This window comes from Streptomyces sp. NPDC127190 (genome assembly GCF_042672505.1).
GTDB lineage: Bacteria > Actinomycetota > Actinomycetes > Streptomycetales > Streptomycetaceae > Streptomyces.
Genome location: NZ_JBHXVE010000002.1, coordinates 38,542 through 55,855, shown reverse-complemented (window position 1 = coordinate 55,855; position 17,314 = coordinate 38,542). Strand labels below are relative to the sequence as shown.

Sequence of the window (17,314 nt, the reverse complement as noted above, 5' to 3'; positions counted from 1 at the left end):
GGCACTCCAGGTCACCCGGCCCGGCGCAGCACCCTCTCCCGCTCGGTCAGTCGCAGCCGCAGCCCGTCGTCGCCGCAGCCGGCAGCGGGGCGGGAACGCCGATCTTCGGCAGGCCGAGCATGACGCCGGCCGGCTTGGCGGCCTCGGCGGCGTTGCGCTTCTCCCACGCGTCACCCGCGCGCGTGCGGCGCACATCGAGGACGGGGCCCTCGGCGAGCAGGTGGTGCGGGGCGGCGTACGTCACCTCGACGGTGACCACGTCACCGGGGCGCACCTCCTGCTCCGGCTTGGTGAAGTGGACCAGGCGGTTGTCGGGGGCGCGGCCGGACAGCCGCTGCGTGGCGCCGTCCTTGCGGCCCTCGCCCTCGGCGACCATCAGCTCCAGGGTGCGGCCGACCTGCTTCTTGTTCTCCTCCCAGGAGATCTCCTCCTGGAGGGCGACGAGACGCTCGTAGCGCGCCTGGACGACCTCCTTGGGGATCTGGTTCTCCATGGTCGCGGCCGGGGTGCCGGGGCGCTTGGAGTACTGGAAGGTGAAGGCCTGGGCGAACCGGGCCTCGCGCACGACGTGCAGGGTCTGCTCGAAGTCCTCCTCGGTCTCGCCGGGGAAGCCCACGATGATGTCGGTGGTGATCGCGGCGTGCGGGATGGCCTCGCGGACCTTGCGGATGATGTCGAGGTAGCGCTCCTGGCGGTAGGAGCGGCGCATCGCCTTGAGCACCGGGTCGGAGCCGGACTGAAGCGGCATGTGCAGCTGCGGCATCACATTGGGCGTCTCGGCCATGGCGGCGATGACGTCGTCGGTGAAGTCGCGGGGGTGCGGGGAGGTGAAGCGGACGCGCTCCAGGCCCTCGATCTTCCCGCAGGCCCGCAGCAGCTTGCTGAAGGCCTCGCGGTCGCCGATGTCGGAGCCGTAGGCGTTGACGTTCTGCCCGAGCAGGGTGATCTCGCTGACGCCCTCCGCCACCAGCGCCTCGACCTCGGCGAGGATCTCGCCGGGCCGGCGGTCCTTCTCCTTGCCGCGCAGCGCGGGGACGATGCAGAAGGTGCAGGTGTTGTTGCAGCCGACGGAGATCGACACCCAGGCGGCGTACGCGCTCTCGCGCCGCGTCGGCAGGGTGGACGGGAACGCCTCCAGCGACTCGGCGATCTCGACCTGCGCCTCCTCCTGGACGCGGGCGCGCTCCAGCAGGACCGGCAGCTTGCCGATGTTGTGCGTGCCGAAGACGACGTCCACCCAGGGCGCCTTCTTCACGATGGTGTCCCGGTCCTTCTGGGCCAGGCAGCCGCCGACCGCGATCTGCATGCCGGGCCGGCTGGCCTTCTTCGGCGCGAGCCGGCCGAGGTTGCCGTAGAGCCGGTTGTCGGCGTTCTCCCGCACCGCGCAGGTGTTGAAGACTACGACGTCGGCGTCCCCGTCGGAGCCCTCCGGGGCGCGTACGTAACCGGCCTCCTCCAGCAGCCCGGACAACCGCTCGGAGTCGTGCACGTTCATCTGGCACCCATAGGTGCGCACTTCGTAAGTCTTGGGTCCCTGAACGTCCACGTCGAGGCTCCGGTCGCTGCTGCTGGTCATGTCCTCAAGGGTAAGGGCGCGCCGGGAACGCCCCGACCTGTGCACGGCCTCCGCCGTCAGGGGACCTCCGGGCCGCCGTACTCGGCCATCGCGTCGATGAGCCAGCGGGCCAGGTGGCCGGCGAAGGACGAGCGCGGCAGGAGCCGGTACGTCGGTGCGTCGTCGGTCTGCCAGAGAAGTACGGCGACGGGGCCGACCGTGGTGGAGAGCGCCGTGCCGGGTGCGAAGGCCCGGGGGTGCAGGTCCAGCGGGCAGCCCTTCTCCAGCACCTGCCGGGCGGCGGGGCCGCTCAGCTCCAGTGTGGTGCGGTGCGCCGAGACGTCCACGGCCGAGCCGGGGTCGCCGTCGAGGGCCTCCCGCAGCTCGGCGGTGACCCGGCCGGCGTCGGCCCGGGACAGCACGAGCCACTCGTCGGGGCCGAGCCAGACGACCGTGTGGGGGCCTGCCGTGGTGGTGTGGCCGCACCGGCGCGGCAGCGGTGTCCCCAGGGTCTTCTCGAGCCGCCCGGCCGCCGCGGAGGCGGGGTCGGCGCGCAGGTTCACCATGGTGCCGAACGGCAGCTCGGCCAGCGTGACGCCGCGGGCGCCGGTGACGGCGGCGGCGCGCATCCGCTCCGCCAGGTGTGCCAGCGGGCTCACCCGTGGGTCGGTCGTCGGCTCAGCCATCGCGCCTGGTCCCTTCGGGGTCGTAGAGGACGGAGCCGGTCACCTCGACCGGCACCAGCTCCTCGCCCACCGGGGCGAGCAGGGTCTGGCCGATCCGCGCCCGCCCGTCGGCGACGAGGGCGAGGGCGAAGGGGCGGCCGAGGGCCGGGCTGTGGTAGCTGGAGGTGACATGGCCGAGCATCGGGACCGGCCCGGCCTCCGGGGTGACGGGCACGTCCGGTGCGACGAGCTGGGTGCCCTCGGGCAGCCGGGTGCGGCGGTCGCTCGGCAGCAGGCCGACGAGTTGTCTGCGGCCGGTGCGGGAGGTGTCGGCGCGGGCGTGCGACCGCTTGCCGATGAAGTCCTTGTGCCGGGAGACCGCCCAGGACATGCCCGCGTCCTGCGGGGTGACGGTGCCGTCGGTGTCCTGGCCGACGATGATGTAGCCCTTCTCGGCCCGCAGCACGTGCATGGTCTCGGTGCCGTACGGGGTGATGCCGTACGGCTGCCCGGCCTCGTCGACCTGGTCCCAGACGGCCGGGCCGTACCAGGAGCAGACGTTGATCTCGTAGGCGAATTCGCCGGAGAAGGAGATCCGGCAGATGCGGGCGGGGATGCCGGAGGCCAGGGTGGTCTCGCGGAAGGCCATGAAGGGGAACGCCTCGGCGGACAGGTCGACGTCCGGGGCGAGCCGGGCGAGGACCTGGCGCGCGTGCGGTCCCACGACGGCGATGGTCGCCCACTGCTCGGTCACCGAGGTGCAGTGCACGTCGAGTTCCGGCCACTCGGTCTGGAGCCACTCCTCCAGCCAGTCCAGCACCGCGGCGGCGCCACCGGTCGTGGTGGTCATGAAGTAGCGGCGGTCGTCGAGGCGCAGGGTCACGCCGTCGTCGAAGATCATGCCGTCCGCCCTGCACATGACGCCGTAGCGGGCCGTGCCGGGCTTGAGCTGCTTGAAGGCGTTGGTGTAGACGCGGTTCAGGAACTCGCCGGCGTCCGCGCCCCAGATCTCGATCTTGCCGAGGGTGGAGGCGTCCATGAACGCCACCCCTTCCCGGGCCGCGCGGCACTCGCGGGCCACGGCGGTGTCCATGTCCTCGCCGGGCCGGGGGTAGTACCGGGGGCGCTTCCACTGCCCGACGTCCTCGAACACCGCGCCCCGGGCGACATGGCGGGCGTGCAGGGAGGTGGTCCGCTCCGGGTCGAACAGCTCGCCGCGCTCGCGTCCGGCCAGGGCGGCGAAGGCCACCGGCGTGTACGGCGCCCGGTAGGCCGTGGTGCCGATCTCCCCCGGCGAGCCGCCGAGGATCCGGGCGATCACCCCGATCGCGTTGACCCCCGAGGTCTTGCCCTGGTCGTTCGCCGTGCCCAGCGAGGTGTAGCGCTTGACGTGCTCGACACCGCGCATGCCGGCACCGGTGGCCCGCAGGACGTCGGCAACGGTGGCGTCGCGCTGGAGGTCGACGACGTGGGTGTCCCAGCCGGCGGGTCCGCCGTCGGGGGCGGGCACCAGCCACAGCGCGCGGACCGGTGCGGCCGGGGGCCGGGTCTCGCGGGCCGCCGGCATGGGCACCGGGAACCCGGCGTCCGTCGCGGCCCGCGCACCGGCCCGTGCCCCTTCGGCCAGACAGCCGCCGAGGTCGTACGTCCCCCGCGCCGCGCCCACCACCTGCTGGCCGCGTACGGCCCCGTCGGGGACGAAGGCGACCAGGTCCTCGTCCCAGCGCAGCCGGCCCTGGCGCTGGCTGTGCAGATGGACCACCGGGCTCCAGCCGCCGGAGACGGCGAGCAGGTCGCAGTCGAAGGACTCGGGGACGCCGGTGAGCCGGTCGTCCGCGTCCAGGGCCTGCACGGTGACGCCGATGAGCCGGCCCTCGCCCGCGGTGCCGGTCACCGCGCTGCCGGTCAGCACCCGCACCCCGGTCGCCGCGGCCACCTCGGCGGCCCGGTGCGACAGTTCCGGCCGGGCGTCCACGACGGCGGCGACACCGGTCCCGGCGGCATGGAGGTCGGCGACCGTGTCGTAGGCGCTGTCGTTGGTCGTGCACACCACGGCCCGCGAGCCCGGGGCCACGGCGTAGCGGTTGAGGTAGGTGCGCACGGCTCCGGCGAGCATCACCCCGGGGCGGTCGTTGCCGGCGAAGACCAGCGGGCGCTCGTGCGCGCCGGTGGCCAGGACGACCTGGCGGGCCCGGATGTGCCACAGCCGCTGGCGCGAGACCCCCGCGGGAGCGGCGGTGCCGAGGTGGTCGGTGCGCCGTTGCACGGCCAGCACGTAGTTGTCGTCGTACGACCCGAAGGCCGTGGTGCGGTGCAGTACGACGGCCTCGGGGGCGGCGTCGAGCGCGGCGCGGACCTCGGCGACCCACTCCAGGGCGGGCTGCGCGCCGGTCCGCTCGGCGCGCCCGGACAGCAGGGAACCGCCGGGCTCGGGCTGGTCGTCGACGAGGATCACCCGAGCGCCGGAGCCGGCGGCAGCGGCGGCGGCCGCGAGCCCGGCGGGTCCGGCGCCGACCACCAGGACGTCGGTGTGCACGTACTTCTTGTCGTAGACGGCGGGGTCGGGGGCCGGGTCGAGCCGGCCCCTGCCGGAGAGGGTGGTGGCGGACAGGCCGTCGTACAGCTCTACGGTGGTGGCCGGGAGCATGCCCTCGGCGCACGGGCCGTCGAGGCGGACCAGGGCGTTGGGCTCCTCGACACCCGCGGCGACGATGCCGCGCGGGCGGCCGCGGTAGAGGGAGGGGGCGACCTCGAGGAGGCCGTTCGCCAGCATCGCCGAGGCGAGGGTGTCCCCGGGGTGCCCGGTCAGCTCCCGGCCGTCGACGGTGAAGCGCAGTTCGGTACGGCGGTCGATGCGGCCGCCCTGCGTAAGCCGGAGGCGCTGGTGGGTCATCGGTTCCCTCCGGGGCGGGGTTCGTCGGGCCGGTAGGAGGTCAGCACCTCGTGGGTGGCGGTGTCGCGCAGGACGTTGAACCAGCGGCGGCAGCCGGTGCTGTGCACCCACCGCTCGGCGAAGGGGCCCTTGGGGTTGTCGCGGTAGAAGAGGTACTCGGCCCACTGCTCGTCGGTGAGGGCGTCGGGGTTCTCCGGGTAGGGGACATGGGCCTGTCCGCCGTAGTGGTACTCGGTCTCGTCCCGGGGGCCGCACCACGGGCAGGTGATCAGCAGCACGGTGTCCTCCTCAGTGGGCCACGGCCGCGGCGCCGTGCTCGTCGATCAGCGCGCCGGTGCGGAAGCGGTCGAGGGCGAAGGGGGCGTTCAGCGGGTGCGGCTCGCCCGTGGCGATGGTGTGCGCGAAGGTCCAGCCGGCGGCCGGGGTGGCCTTGAACCCGCCGGTGCCCCAGCCGCAGTTGACGTAGAGGTTCTCCACCGGGGTGGTGCCGACGATCGGGGAGGCGTCCGGGGTGACGTCGACGATGCCGCCCCAGGTGCGCAGCACATGCGCCCGCGCGAAGACCGGGAACAGCTCGACGGCGGCGGCCATCTGCTGCTCGATCACATGGAAGGAGCCGCGCTGCCCGTAGCCGTTGTACGCGTCGACGCCGGCGCCCATGACCAGCTCGCCCTTGTGCGCCTGGGAGACGTAGACGTGCACGTGGTTCGACATGACCACGGTCGGGTGCACCGGCTCGTGCAGTTCGGAGACGAGGGCCTGCAACGGGTGGGACTGCACGGGCAGCCGGAAGCCGGCCCGCTCGGCCAGCACACTGCTGTGCCCGGCGGCGGCGCGGGCCACCCCGGCCGCCAGGGTGGGGCGGGCGGGGGGCTCAGCGCCCCCCCCGCGGGGGGCCGCGGTGGTGTGAGCGGGGGGCGCGCAACCCCCCCCCCCGCCCCCCTCAGTGGGCGGGGGGGGGGGGCGCCCCCCCCCCGCGCGGGCGGCGGGGGGGGGGGGGGGCCCCCCCCCCCCCGCCCACGACGCGGTCGCCGTCCTTGAGGAAGCCGGTGACCTCGCAGCCCTGGATCAGGTCCACGCCCATCGCGTCGGCGCGCCGGGCCAGCGCCCAGGCGACGTGGTCGTGCTTGGCGATCCCGGCGCGGGGCTGGAAGGTGGCGCCGAGGACCGGGTAGCGGGTGCGCGGCGAGACGTTGAGGATCGGGCAGACCTCGGCGGCCTGGTCCGGCTCCAGCCACTCGGCGTCGACTCCGCCCAGCCGGTTGGCGTTGACGCGGCGCACCCCCTCGCGGACGTCCTGAAGGGTGTGCGCGAGGTTGAGGACTCCGCGCTGGCTGAACAGGAAGTCGTAGTCCAGCTCCTCCGGCAGCCGCTCCCACAGCTTCAGCGCGTGCTCGTAGATGGCCGCGCTCTCGTCCCACAGGTAGTTGGAGCGGATGATCGTGGTGTTGCGGGCCATGTTGCCGCCGGCCAGCCAGCCCTTCTCCAGGACGGCGACGTTCGTGATGCCGTGGTTGGCGGCGAGGTAGTAGGCGGTGGCCAGGCCGTGGCCGCCCGCGCCGACGATGACGACGTCGTACGAGGAGCGCGGTTCGGGGGTGCGCCAGAGGAAGTCCGGATGCTCCGGCAGCGGCGGGGCGGTCATGCCGCGGCTCCGTTCGGGGGGAGCGGGAAGGCATGCGGGTAGAGCGGGAAGGCGGAGGTGAGCTTCTCGACGCGGGCGCGCAGTTCGCCGTCGGGCCGTCCGCCCTTCAGGGCCTCGGCGACGATGTCGGCGGCCTCGCGGAACTCCGCCGCTCCGAAGCCCCGGGTGGCCAGGGCCGGGGTGCCGATGCGCAGCCCGGACGACACCATGGGCGGACGCGGGTCGAAGGGCACGGCGTTGCGGTTGACGGTGATGCCGACGCGGTGCAGCCGGTCCTCGGCCTGCCGTCCGTCGAGCGCGGACTCGCGCAGGTCGACCAGGACGAGATGGACTTCGGTGCCGCCGGTCAGCACCGTGATGCCGGCCTCGGCGACGTCGTCGGCCAGCAGCCGTCCGGCGAGGATGCGGGCGCCGGCCAGGGTGCGCCGCTGGCGTTCCCTGAACTCCTCGCTGGCCGCCACCTTGAAGGCCACCGCCTTCGCCGCGATGACGTGCTGCAACGGGCCGCCCTGCTGGCCCGGGAAGACCGCGGAGTCGATCTTCTTGGCCAGACCGGACCGGCTGAGGATCACACCGCCGCGCGGGCCGCCGAGGGTCTTGTGGGTGGTGGTCGTGACGACGTCGGCGTACGGCACCGGGCTCGGGTGCAGCCCTGCGGCCACCAGTCCGGCGAAGTGCGCCATGTCCACCAGCAGACAGGCGCCCACCGCGTCGGCGATCCGGCGGAACGCGGCGAAGTCCAGCCGGCGCGGGTACGCCGACCAGCCCGCGATGATCACCTTCGGGCGGTGCTCCTTGGCGAGCCGCTCGACCTCGTCCATGTCGACGCGCAGGTCGGAGCGGCGCACGTGGTACGGCACGACGTTGTACAGCCTGCCGGAGTAGTTGAGGCGCATGCCGTGGGTCAGATGACCGCCGTGCGCGAGGTCGAGGCCGAGGACGGTGTCGCCGGGCTCGAGCAGCGCGGACATCGCGGCCGCGTTGGCCTGGGCCCCCGAGTGCGGCTGTACGTTCGCGGCCTCCGCGCCGAACAGCTCCTTGACGCGGGCGATGGCCAGCCGCTCGATGACGTCGACGTGTTCGCAGCCGCCGTAGTAGCGGCGGCCCGGGTAGCCCTCGGCGTACTTGTTGGTCAGCACCGAGCCCTGCGCCGCGAGCACGGCGGCCGGCGCGACGTTCTCGGAGGCGATCATCTCGAGGGTGGACTGCTGGCGGTGCAGTTCGGCGTCGACGGCGGCGGCGACCTCCGGGTCGACTTCCCCGAGCGGGAGGGAGAGAGGGGAGATGGGCGTGCTGATCGACGGGTTCGTTGCCATCTGCGCACCATTCTGGGAGCCATCTCATGGGCAACTGATATATCAGCCTGTGCGGTAAGGTATGGGAGCTCGCCGGACAGGTCAAGGGGGCATCCATGCAGCAGGTGGCGACCGAGCCCGGGGGCGAGGAGCTGTCCCTCGCCGAGCGCGCCTACCGCGCCATCCGCGACCGGCTCGTCATGCTCGACATCCGCCCCGGCGCCCCGATCAACGAGGAGCAGCTCGGGCAGTCCCTCGGCGTCGGCCGGACCCCGGTGCGCGAGGCGCTCAAGCGGCTCCAGTACGAGCGCCTGATCACGACCTACCCCCGGCGCGGCACCTTCGCCACCGAGGTCAACATCACCGACCTCGCCCATATCTCCGAGGTGCGCCAGGAGCTGGAGCCGCTCGCCGCCGCCCAGGCCGCCCGGCGTGCCACGGCCGCGGACCGGCAGGCCCTGACGGCCCTGCGGCAGGACCTGGAGGGCGCGGACACCGCCCGGCGCGACCCGGCCGACCTCATGCGCCTGGACCTGCGGGTCCACCGCGCCGTCTACGCCGCCACGCACAACCCGTACCTGGAGGACACCCTCGTCCGCTACGACAACCTGGCCACCCGCATCTGGTGCCTGTTCGTCGACCGCCTCTCCGACATGCCCGGCCATGTCGGGGAGCACGGGCCGCTGATCGAGGCGATCGTCGCCGGGGACCCCGAGCGGGCGGCGCAGCTCGCCCGCGGCCATGTGGTGGGCTTCGAGCGGGCGGTTCGCGAGGCCATCTGAGCGGGGCGTGAGGGGCCGCCACGGAAACCCGTTGGAGAAGGCGCACCCCCTGCGCCTAGGGTCGCGCCATGAGTACCCGTACCTTCCGTATCACCGTCCGCGGCGCCTTCGACGGCCTCACCGAGTCCCAGCGGGCGGCGCTGCTGGCCGAGGCCGCCGAACACGACGTGCTGCGCGCGGCGTTCACCCCCGAGGGAACCCTGGCCTACGACATCGCGGCCCGGCCCGCCTTCACCTTCCGCTTCTCCGCCACCGGAGAGGAAGAGGAGGACATCCTGGAGGCCACCGAGCAGGCCGTGCAGGCGGCGACGGCGTGGCTGACCGAGCGCGGCTACGGCTTCAAGAACCTCCGGTCCAGCGCCGAGGACCTCTCCCAGGCGCCGATGGGCAAGCGGCAGCGCCGCGCCGCACGTTCCTCGGGTGGGCAGGGCGCATGAAGACAGCGCATCGACACGGCCCGAAACTTGAGCAGTCAAGGAGATGTCACGTGAACGGGATGCGTGACGGCGGTGAGCGGGGCCGATGAGCGAGGCTCTGGACGCGTCACTGCGGCTGCTGCGGGCCCAGGCGGCACTCGCCCGGCGGTTCGACGCCCGGCTGAGCGGGCTGCACGGGGTGAGCCTCGCCGACTTCACGCTGCTGCTACGGCTGGGACAGGCACCCGGCGGCCGGATGCGCCGGGTGGATCTCGCCGAGGCACTGGGCCTGACGGCCTCCGGGGTCACCCGCGGGCTGGCTCCACTGGAGCGGATCGGGCTGGTGAGCCGTGAACCGGACGCCCGGGACGCGCGCGTGGCGTATGCGGCACTGACGGCGACGGGCCGGCAGCGGCTCACGGAGATGCGGGCCACGGCCGAGGAGACGGCCGCCGAGCTGTTCGCCGCGCCGGCCTGGGGCACGGAGGACATCGCCCTGCTCTCGGGCCTGCTCACCCGGCTCGGCGGCATCGGTCTGCCCGGGCACTGAGCGGCGTGGACTTCCCGAGGCACTGAGGCACCGTCAATTCCCGGCCAGGTACGGCCGGAACGCACCCGTGTCCCACCTCACGCGAGCCTGTGTGCGGTTGGTGAGGGAACCGCGGGCGAACCGTGGCATGCTCATGGCTTACCACTTGGTTACCGGCCGGTTCTACCTATGGGTAACAAGACCGGCCGGTTCCTTCTGCCACCCCCCCTCACCCAGGACCGACCTTGCGCAGACGCATGAGGCAACGGCGCGCCCTGCTGCCCGCCTTCGCCGTGACCGCTCTCTTTCTCACCGCGGCCTGCTCCTCACCCGGGCCGCATCCCGGGCAGCCGGCGGCCGCAGCCGGGCCCGGACAGCCGATCACGGCGACCGAGGCCCCCGCCGACGGCACGGGCGGCCGCTCGCTCACCGTCGCCGCCGCTCCCACCGCTCCGACGGCCACCGCGACCGCGACCACCGCCGCGGGCCGGGCCGGCTCCGGACAGCGGGCCCACCGGACGGCACTGAGCATCAGCAGCTACGACAGCCGCACCGGGCGCGCGGTCCTCACCGACCAGCCGCACGGCCACGGGCACTCCCCCGGCCCCTCCTCTCCTTCGGCCTCTCCTTCGGCCTCCCCTTCCGCGTCTCCCTCGTCCTCGTCCCCCGCCGCGCCGCACCGGACCGCCGTGGGTGATGTCATCGCCAGCGCGCCCGCGCCCGGCGCTCCGCACGGGCTGCTCGCCAAGGTCACCAAGGTGCTCGGCAAGACGGGCCACGGCACCGAGGTGCAGACCGAACCAGCCACCCTCAACGCCCTGTTGGGCGATGCCACGGCGAAGGGTGCCGTGCCGGTCGACCCGTCCTCCTTCGCCGTGGACAAGCTGCTGCCCGATGTGAAGGTGTCCTGGTCGAAGGCGGGCGATGTGCACATCGGCCCCCGGGGCAGCACCGTGCCCCTCGGCAGCCTCCGGCTCGATGTGAGCGCCGGCATCCCGACGGCCCCGGGCGCCCCGGTCTCGGCCACCGCCTCGGTGAAGGGCTACGTCCAGGTCGCGCCCCGGGTCGACTTCGGCTACGGCGGTACGGGGACGAACGCGGCGCCCGGCTCGGCGTACCTCGGCGTGTCCGGCGACTGGACCTCCGGCTGGGCGGTCCGGGGCCGGGCCGCCGCGACCACCGGCACGGCACTGCGCATCCCGTTCGCCAAGCTGCACGCCGACCCGGTGCTCCAGGTCGGCCCCGTCCCCGTCGTCGTCAACCTGGACCTGACCTGCTACCTCCAGCTCAGCGGCGACGGACACGCGACCGTCGACGTGGAGCAGAGCGTCAAGGGCGGGTTCCGGGCGGGCGGCACCTTCGGCCTGGCCCGGGGATGGACGCCGGTCAGCTCCTCGGACGTGACGAGCACACCCGTGCACGCCTCCGTCACCAGCGAGGGCCGGCTGCAAACGGCGCTCGGCGCCGAGGCCTCGGTCGGCCTCTACGGCACCGTCGGCGTCACCGCCGACCTGGCCCCGTACCTGCGCGGTACGGCCTCCGGCACGGTCACCACCTCCTCCGGCGGCGGTGCCAGGGCGACCGGCACCTGGGACGTGTACGGCGGGATCGACCTGTCCGGGACCCTGCGGCTCCAGCTCTCCGTCTTCGGCACGCCGTTCGTCGAGCGGAGCATCCCGCTGGGCGGCCTGCACCGCGAGTGGAAGCTGGCGGGCGGTTCCCTGCCGTCGTGACCGCCGTACCCCTACTCTGCCGTCAGGCCGCGCCGCCCGGTATCCAGCCCTGGCGGCGCAGTACGGCCGAGACGTCCGGCGCCCGGTAGTGCTCACCCTTGAGGACCTTGCCGTCGGCCCGGCGGGCGACCTGTCCGTCCGGGCCGAGCTTGCTCATGTTGGCGCGGTGGATCTCCGCGATCACCTCGTCCAGGTCGATGCCGTGGACCAGGGCCGTGCCGTAGGCGACGTAGACCACGTCGGCCAGTTCGTGCGCGAGCCGGTCCAGCGGGCCCTCGACCGCGACCTCGGCCACCTCCGCGGCTTCCTCGGCGAGCAGTTCCCCGCGGTGGGCGGCGAGTTCGGGGTCCACCTCCACCGGTCTGGTGCGCACGTCCAGGCCGAAGGCGCGATGGAACTCACGGACGAGATCGGCGGGCGAAGTGCTCATGCGGCGACTCTAACGGCCGCCACTGACAACGCCCCTCGGGCAACCTGCGGCGTGGGCGCCCTGGACCGGGTCCGGGGAAGTGACCTCCGCCCTGGTCAGGGCCCGGCCCGCCTGGCAGGATCGCCGCATGTCCAAGGTGTTCCACCGGCTCCAGCGGCGCCGGGCCGTGCAGGGTGCGGCCGTCGGCGTGCTCGCCCTCGGGCTGCTGCTGTGGTGGTTGCTGCCGCTGGGCGAGAAGCCGCCGAGCGGGACCATCGTCTTCAGCACCGGTACGCCCCGCGGGGTCTACCAGGAGTACGGCGAGCGGCTGCGCACCGAGCTGGCCCGGGACATGCCCGGGCTGAAGGTGAAGCTGCTCAACAGCGCCGGTTCGCAGGAGAACGTCGAGCGGGTGGCGACCGGCAAGGCCGACTTCACCATCGCGGCGGCCGACGCGGTCGAGGCGTACGAGCTGAGGCACGGCAGGGGCGCCGGCACCCTGCGCGGAGTGGCCCGGCTCTACGACGACTACGTGCACCTCGTCGTGCGGCGCGGCTCGGGCATCAGCAGCATCGCGGACCTGCGGCACAAGCGCGTGGCGACCGGGCTGCCCGACTCCGGGGTACGGCTGATCGCCGACCGGGTGCTGAAGGCGGCCGGCATCGACCCGGACAAGGACATCACGCCCGCCGCGGACGGCATCGACACCGGTCCGGACCGGCTGGCGCGGGGCGGGATCGACGCCTTCTTCTGGTCGGGCGGCCTGCCCACGAAGGGGCTGGCCGGGCCGGCGAAGACGAACGACTTCACGTTCGTGCCGATCGACGGCGGCACTGTCGCGCGGCTGCACGGGCAGGGCGAGGAAGCGCGCTACTACCGGGCCACCACCATCCCCGAGTCCGCGTACCCGGCCGTGCAGCACGGCTCCTCAGTGCCCACGATCGCGGTGTCCAACCTGCTGATGACCCGCGCGGACGTCGATCCCCGGCTGACCGAGTGGCTGACCCGTACGGTGATCGACAGCCGCGACGGGATCGGGGCGCACGTCCACTCCGCACAGCTGGTCGACCTGCGCACCGCCATCTACACCGACCCGCTGCCCCTTCAGGAGGGCGCCCGCCGGTACTACCGGTCGGTCAAGCCGTAACGGACACCCGGCGCCGAGGGCCCGGCGGTCCCGCCGGCCGCCTCACGGCCCTCCGCGTGCCGCGGCAGCGTGACCGTCACCCTCAGTCCGCGGGGCTCGTGGTGGGCGAAGTCGAGCGAGCCGCCGCCCGCCGCGAGCAGGGCGCGGGTGATGGACAGGCCGAGGCCGGAGCCCTGCACGTTCTGGTGCCGGTTGCTGCGCCAGAACCGGTCGCCCACGCGCGCGAGTTCCTCCTCGGTCAGACCGGGGCCGGTGTCGGTGACGACGACGGTGCACAGGCCGCCGTCCGCAAAGACGGTGACCTCGACGGTGCCGCCCTCGGGGCTGAACTTCACGGCGTTGTCGATGACGGCGTCCAGCGCGCTGGACAGGGTGATCGGGTCGGCCCAGGCGGTGGTGGGCGGGCAGGTGCCGGTCAGCCGCACGCCCTTGGCGGTGGCGGCCGGCGCCCAGGCGGCGACCCGTTCCTCGGCCAGCGCGCCGACGTCGGTCAGCACCAGGTCGGCCTGGGCGTGCTCGGCCAGCGCCAGGCCGAGCAGGTCGTCCAGGACCTGCGCGAGCCGTTTGCCCTCGGTGCGGACCGAGGCGATCTCCTCGTTGCCCTCGGGGAGTTCGAGGGCGAGCAGTTCGATGCGCAGCAGCAGTGCGGCGAGCGGGTTGCGCAGCTGGTGCGAGGCGTCGGCGACGAAGGCGCGCTGCTGCTCCAGCACGTCCTCGACATGGTCCGCCATCTCGTTGAACGAGCGGGCCAGCCGTCTGAGTTCCGGCGGCCCGCCGGCCGCCGCGACCCGGGACTTCAGCCGCCCGGTGGCGATGTCGTGGGTGGTGGCGTCCAGCACCCGCACCGGTTTGAGCACCCAGCCGGTCAGCCGCAGCGCCGCCCCGACGGCGAGCAGCATCGCCGCGATCTCACCGGCCCCGATGAACAGCCAGCCGCGCAGGATCCGCGCACGCATCTGTCCGGTGGGCGAGTCGGTGACCACGACCGCGACGACGTCGCCGTCCCGGATCACGGGCGAGGCGACGACCAGCCGGCCGCGCTGCCAGGGCCACACCTGCCGGGGGTCGTGGCTGCGCCGGCTGAGCAGCGCCTCCTCGAAGGCCGCACGGACCGCTCCCGCGCGCGGGACGAGCCAGTCGCCGGGCGCATGGGCCATCGCCGTGCCGTTGCGGTAGAAGACCCCCGCGCGGATGCCGTAGACGTCGTAGTAGCTCTTCAGTTCGCTGCGCAGGGCCTCCCCACGGTCGTCCGGGCCGGCCCGGCGGGAGTCGCCGGGGCCCTCGGCGACGAACTGGGCGAGCGCCGCGAAGCGTGCGGTGTCGTCGATCCGGTCGACGACGACCCGCTGCTGCTGGGCGGCGGCCACACTGACGGCGAGCGGCACACCGAGCGCCAGCAGGACCGCCGCCAGCAGGACGATGAGCAGCGGGAGCAGACGTGAGCGCACCCGGCCCCGCTACCCGGCCGGGGCGACGAGACGGTAGCCGACGCCGCGTACGGTCTCGATCAGTGCGGGCATGCGCAGTTTGGCGCGCAGGGAGGCGACATGCACCTCCAGGGTGCGGCCGGTGCCCTCCCAACTGGTGCGCCAGACCTCGCTGATGATCTGCTCGCGCCGGAAGACCACACCGGGACGCTGGGCCAGCAGCGCCAGCAGGTCGAACTCCTTGCGGGTCAGCTGGATCGCCGAACCGTCCACGCTGACCTGCCGGGTGGGCAGTTCGATGGTCACCGGGCCGAGCCTGAGGCCGCTCTCCGCGCCCGCGGCGGGGTCGTCGTGGACGGTGCGCCGGCTGACGGCGTGGATCCGGGCGAGCAGCTCACCGGTGTCGTAGGGCTTCACCACGTAGTCGTCGGCGCCGAGGTTGAGCCCGTGGATGCGGGAGCGGACGTCGGAGCGCGCGGTGACCATGATCACCGGGGTGCTGGTGCGCTTGCGGATCTTGCCACAGACCTCGTAGCCGTCCTGGTCGGGCAGGCCGAGGTCGAGCAGGACCACCCCGAACCCGGCGCCTTCGGGGACGAGCGCCTGGAGGGCCTCCTCGCCGCTGCGCGCGTGGGTGACGTCGAAGCCGTGCCGCGCGAGGACGGCGGACAGGGCCGCGGCGACATGGTTGTCGTCCTCGACGAGCAGCAGTCTCATCCCGGCCCCCTCCGGTTCAGCGGTCGTACGGTCTCGGTTCTCGTGCGGCCGGTAGGCCACGCGCGTGTGCACCATGCAGTGACGCCGATGGACAAGGACGGCGTCAAGAGGGTTCCGGTTGCCCGCCGCTTCCGTTATCCGGCCGATACGCACACAGGGGGCAACTGCTACGACACGTGTCCGATTGCTATCGGATCGTGATGCTCAGATCTCCCTCAGATGTGATGACGCAGGTCACAGGCGCTCACTACTGTCCTCCGAAACCGAGGAGGACGGAGCCTGAAAGCGATGACCAAAGTACCGGTGGCCAAGGAAGACGTGGCCACGTCCGACGCGCTGGTCGTCCTGAAGAGCGTCAACAAGCACTTCGGCGCGTTGCACGTGCTCCAGGACATCGACCTGACGATCGCCCGCGGCGAGGTCGTCGTGGTCATCGGGCCCTCCGGGTCCGGAAAGTCGACCCTGTGCCGCACCATCAACCGGCTGGAGTCGGTCGACTCGGGCGCCATCACGATCGACGGCAGGCCGCTGCCGCACGAGGGCCGCGAACTGGCCCGGCTGCGCGCGGACGTCGGCATGGTGTTCCAGTCGTTCAACCTCTTCGCGCACAAGACCGTGCTCGAGAACGTGGTGCTCGGCCAGGTCAAGGTCCGAAAGGCGGACAAGAAGCAGGCCGAGGAGAAGGCGCGGACCCTTCTCGACCGGGTCGGTGTGGGCGCCCAGGCGGACAAGTACCCGGCCCAGCTGTCCGGCGGCCAGCAGCAGCGCGTGGCCATCGCGCGGGCGCTGGCGATGGACCCGAAGGTCATGCTCTTCGACGAGCCCACCTCGGCCCTCGACCCCGAGATGATCAACGAGGTCCTGGAGGTCATGCAGCAGCTCGCCCGCGAGGGCATGACCATGGTCGTCGTCACCCACGAGATGGGCTTCGCGCGCTCGGCCGCCGACCGGGTCGTCTTCATGGCGGACGGACGGATCCTCGAACAGGCCGCTCCCCAGCAGTTCTTCAGCAACCCGCGCAGCGACCGGGCCAAGGACTTCCTGTCCAAGATCCTGCACCACTGACGGCGTCGGCCCCGCTCCCGCACGCTCCGAGTCGCCCTTTCCCACGGACCTCGGTCCGCACACCCGAAGGATGTTCAGCATGCAGCTCCGCAAGGTCACCGCCGCCTCGGCCGTCGTCCTCGCCCTCTCCCTGTCCGCCACCGCCTGCGGCGGCGACAAGAAGGACGACAACGGCTCCTCCGGCGGCGGCAAGAAGATCGCCATCGGCATCAAGTTCGACCAGCCGGGCCTCGGCCAGCAGACCCCGCAGGGCTACGCGGGCTTCGACGTCGACGTGGCCACCTATGTCGCCAAGAAGCTGGGCTACAGCGCGAACCAGATCGAGTGGAAGCAGTCGAAGAGCGCCGACCGCGAGACCATGCTCCAGCGCGGTGACGTCCAGTTCATCGCCGCCACCTACTCGATCACCCCGGAGCGTCAGCAGAAGGTCGACTTCGCCGGCCCGTACCTGCTGGCCCACCAGGACGTGCTGCTGCGCGCCGACGAGACGAAGATCAAGTCTCCGGCGGACCTGAACGGCAAGAAGCTCTGTTCGGTGGCGGGCTCCACCTCGGCGCAGAACGTCCACGACAAGCTGGCGCCCAAGGCCGACCTCGTGACGTACCCGACCTACTCGGCCTGCCTCGGTGGCCTCCAGAGCGGCGCCATCGACGCCCTCACCACGGACGACTCGATCCTCGCCGGTTACGCCGCGCAGGCCCAGTTCAAGGGCAAGTTCAAGCTCGGCGGCTTCAAGATGACCAACGAGAACTACGGCATCGGCGTCAAGAAGGGCAGCGACCTCAAGGCCAAGATCAACAAGGCCCTGGAGGAGATGGTCTCCGACGGTTCGTGGGACGCGGCCGTGAAGAAGAACTTCGGCCCGGCCGAGTACAAGAACGAGCCCGCCCCGAAGATCGGCGACATCAAGAGCTGAGGCCATGCCCGGCCGGGGGGGGGGGGGGGGGGGGCGAACGAACCCCCACGCCCCCCACACGAGCACACCCAGCGAGAAAGAACAAGGCCCAGAGAAAAGACGACAAAAAAAAGACCGGAG

General features: G+C 72.7%; 15 protein-coding genes and 2 pseudogenes. 7 read left to right on the top strand and 10 right to left on the bottom strand.

From position 1 onward, the window contains the following. Nucleotides 1–46: 46 nt before the first annotated feature. The 7 genes and pseudogenes from miaB to glyA form a co-directional block, all read right to left on the bottom strand. A complete protein-coding gene (gene miaB, locus ACFVIU_RS03635; RefSeq protein WP_385840385.1) occupies nucleotides 47–1,576 on the bottom strand; it encodes a tRNA (N6-isopentenyl adenosine(37)-C2)-methylthiotransferase MiaB in 1,530 nt (509 codons plus the stop codon). Nucleotides 1,577–1,632: 56 nt separating this feature from the next. After that, nucleotides 1,633–2,241, bottom strand: a complete 609-nt coding sequence (locus ACFVIU_RS03630) for a sarcosine oxidase subunit gamma (RefSeq protein WP_385840384.1) — start codon at nucleotides 2,239–2,241, stop codon at nucleotides 1,633–1,635. Then, nucleotides 2,234–5,113 carry a sarcosine oxidase subunit alpha family protein gene (locus tag ACFVIU_RS03625; RefSeq protein WP_385840383.1) on the bottom strand — a complete coding sequence of 960 codons (2,880 nt, stop codon included), beginning with the start codon at nucleotides 5,111–5,113 and terminating at the stop codon, nucleotides 2,234–2,236. Before ACFVIU_RS03625 ends, ACFVIU_RS03630 begins: the two co-directional genes overlap by 8 nt. Continuing rightward, a complete protein-coding gene (locus tag ACFVIU_RS03620; protein ID WP_385840382.1) occupies nucleotides 5,110–5,391 on the bottom strand; it encodes a sarcosine oxidase subunit delta in 282 nt (93 codons plus the stop codon). Before ACFVIU_RS03620 ends, ACFVIU_RS03625 begins: the two co-directional genes overlap by 4 nt. 10 nt (nucleotides 5,392–5,401) lie before the next feature. Further along, a pseudogene (locus ACFVIU_RS03615) lies at nucleotides 5,402–5,956 on the bottom strand (FAD-dependent oxidoreductase); the annotation flags it as partial. Nucleotides 5,957–6,131: 175 nt separating this feature from the next. Further along, nucleotides 6,132–6,758, bottom strand: a pseudogene (locus ACFVIU_RS03610) (FAD-dependent oxidoreductase); the annotation flags it as partial. Then, the gene (glyA, locus tag ACFVIU_RS03605) at nucleotides 6,755–8,074 is read right to left on the bottom strand and encodes a serine hydroxymethyltransferase (protein ID WP_385840381.1); all 1,320 of its coding nucleotides are present in this window, start codon (nucleotides 8,072–8,074) and stop codon (nucleotides 6,755–6,757) included. The pseudogene ACFVIU_RS03610 and the gene glyA, both read right to left, overlap by 4 nt. 95 nt (nucleotides 8,075–8,169) lie before the next feature. On the opposite strand from glyA, the gene ACFVIU_RS03600 reads away from it, so the two are divergent. The 4 genes from ACFVIU_RS03600 to ACFVIU_RS03585 all read left to right on the top strand — a co-directional run bounded on the left by ACFVIU_RS03600 (nucleotide 8,170) and on the right by ACFVIU_RS03585 (nucleotide 11,513). Then, on the top strand, nucleotides 8,170–8,835 hold the full coding sequence (locus ACFVIU_RS03600) for a GntR family transcriptional regulator (protein WP_385840380.1): 666 nt from the start codon (nucleotides 8,170–8,172) through the stop codon (nucleotides 8,833–8,835). Nucleotides 8,836–8,903: 68 nt separating this feature from the next. After that, nucleotides 8,904–9,272, top strand: a complete 369-nt coding sequence (locus ACFVIU_RS03595) for a DUF6204 family protein (protein WP_385840379.1) — start codon at nucleotides 8,904–8,906, stop codon at nucleotides 9,270–9,272. Between the two features lie 85 nt (nucleotides 9,273–9,357). Next, nucleotides 9,358–9,801: a MarR family winged helix-turn-helix transcriptional regulator gene (locus ACFVIU_RS03590; protein WP_385840377.1), complete on the top strand. Its 444-nt coding sequence runs from the start codon at nucleotides 9,358–9,360 to the stop codon at nucleotides 9,799–9,801. A gap of 224 nt (nucleotides 9,802–10,025) precedes the next feature. Further along, nucleotides 10,026–11,513 carry a hypothetical protein gene (locus ACFVIU_RS03585; protein WP_385840375.1) on the top strand — a complete coding sequence of 496 codons (1,488 nt, stop codon included), beginning with the start codon at nucleotides 10,026–10,028 and terminating at the stop codon, nucleotides 11,511–11,513. Nucleotides 11,514–11,535: 22 nt separating this feature from the next. Here ACFVIU_RS03585 and ACFVIU_RS03580 read toward each other — a convergent pair whose 3' ends face one another. Beyond that, a complete protein-coding gene (locus tag ACFVIU_RS03580) occupies nucleotides 11,536–11,943 on the bottom strand; it encodes a MazG nucleotide pyrophosphohydrolase domain-containing protein (RefSeq protein WP_385840374.1) in 408 nt (135 codons plus the stop codon). A 127-nt stretch (nucleotides 11,944–12,070) separates the two neighbouring features. Here ACFVIU_RS03580 and ACFVIU_RS03575 point away from each other — a divergent pair, with 127 nt between their 5' ends. Continuing rightward, the gene (locus ACFVIU_RS03575; protein WP_385840373.1) at nucleotides 12,071–13,069 is read left to right on the top strand and encodes a TAXI family TRAP transporter solute-binding subunit; all 999 of its coding nucleotides are present in this window, start codon (nucleotides 12,071–12,073) and stop codon (nucleotides 13,067–13,069) included. Here ACFVIU_RS03575 and ACFVIU_RS03570 read toward each other — a convergent pair. Together ACFVIU_RS03570 and ACFVIU_RS03565 are read right to left on the bottom strand one after the other, a co-directional pair. Continuing rightward, nucleotides 13,048–14,517 (bottom strand): ATP-binding protein, encoded by a 1,470-nt coding sequence (locus ACFVIU_RS03570; protein WP_385840372.1) that lies wholly within the window; start codon nucleotides 14,515–14,517, stop codon nucleotides 13,048–13,050. The genes ACFVIU_RS03575 and ACFVIU_RS03570 overlap by 22 nt on opposite strands. 9 nt (nucleotides 14,518–14,526) lie before the next feature. Further along, on the bottom strand, nucleotides 14,527–15,213 hold the full coding sequence (locus ACFVIU_RS03565) for a response regulator transcription factor (RefSeq protein ID WP_385840370.1): 687 nt from the start codon (nucleotides 15,211–15,213) through the stop codon (nucleotides 14,527–14,529). Between the two features lie 288 nt (nucleotides 15,214–15,501). Between ACFVIU_RS03565 and ACFVIU_RS03560 the strand changes: the two genes are divergently transcribed. Both ACFVIU_RS03560 and ACFVIU_RS03555 read left to right on the top strand, forming a co-directional pair. Next, nucleotides 15,502–16,278 carry an amino acid ABC transporter ATP-binding protein gene (locus ACFVIU_RS03560; protein WP_385840369.1) on the top strand — a complete coding sequence of 259 codons (777 nt, stop codon included), beginning with the start codon at nucleotides 15,502–15,504 and terminating at the stop codon, nucleotides 16,276–16,278. 79 nt (nucleotides 16,279–16,357) lie between these two features. Beyond that, entirely contained in the window at nucleotides 16,358–17,194 is an 837-nt protein-coding gene (locus tag ACFVIU_RS03555) for a glutamate ABC transporter substrate-binding protein (protein ID WP_385840368.1), read from the top strand. Nucleotides 17,195–17,314 lie beyond the last annotated feature (120 nt).

Excerpts from the sequence above, each read along its gene's own strand:
- miaB (WP_385840385.1), bottom strand. The coding sequence starts at position 1,576 with ATGACCAGCAGCAGCGACCGGAGCCTCGACGTGGACGTTCAGGGACCC.
- ACFVIU_RS03630 (WP_385840384.1), bottom strand. The coding sequence starts at position 2,241 with ATGGCTGAGCCGACGACCGACCCACGGGTGAGCCCGCTGGCACACCTG.
- ACFVIU_RS03625 (WP_385840383.1), bottom strand. The coding sequence starts at position 5,113 with ATGACCCACCAGCGCCTCCGGCTTACGCAGGGCGGCCGCATCGACCGC.
- glyA (WP_385840381.1), bottom strand. The coding sequence starts at position 8,074 with ATGGCAACGAACCCGTCGATCAGCACGCCCATCTCCCCTCTCTCCCTC.
- ACFVIU_RS03600 (WP_385840380.1), top strand. The coding sequence starts at position 8,170 with ATGCAGCAGGTGGCGACCGAGCCCGGGGGCGAGGAGCTGTCCCTCGCC.
- ACFVIU_RS03595 (WP_385840379.1), top strand. The coding sequence starts at position 8,904 with ATGAGTACCCGTACCTTCCGTATCACCGTCCGCGGCGCCTTCGACGGC.
- ACFVIU_RS03590 (WP_385840377.1), top strand. The coding sequence starts at position 9,358 with ATGAGCGAGGCTCTGGACGCGTCACTGCGGCTGCTGCGGGCCCAGGCG.
- ACFVIU_RS03580 (WP_385840374.1), bottom strand. The coding sequence starts at position 11,943 with ATGAGCACTTCGCCCGCCGATCTCGTCCGTGAGTTCCATCGCGCCTTC.
- ACFVIU_RS03575 (WP_385840373.1), top strand. The coding sequence starts at position 12,071 with ATGTCCAAGGTGTTCCACCGGCTCCAGCGGCGCCGGGCCGTGCAGGGT.
- ACFVIU_RS03565 (WP_385840370.1), bottom strand. The coding sequence starts at position 15,213 with ATGAGACTGCTGCTCGTCGAGGACGACAACCATGTCGCCGCGGCCCTG.
- ACFVIU_RS03560 (WP_385840369.1), top strand. The coding sequence starts at position 15,502 with ATGACCAAAGTACCGGTGGCCAAGGAAGACGTGGCCACGTCCGACGCG.
- ACFVIU_RS03555 (WP_385840368.1), top strand. The coding sequence starts at position 16,358 with ATGCAGCTCCGCAAGGTCACCGCCGCCTCGGCCGTCGTCCTCGCCCTC.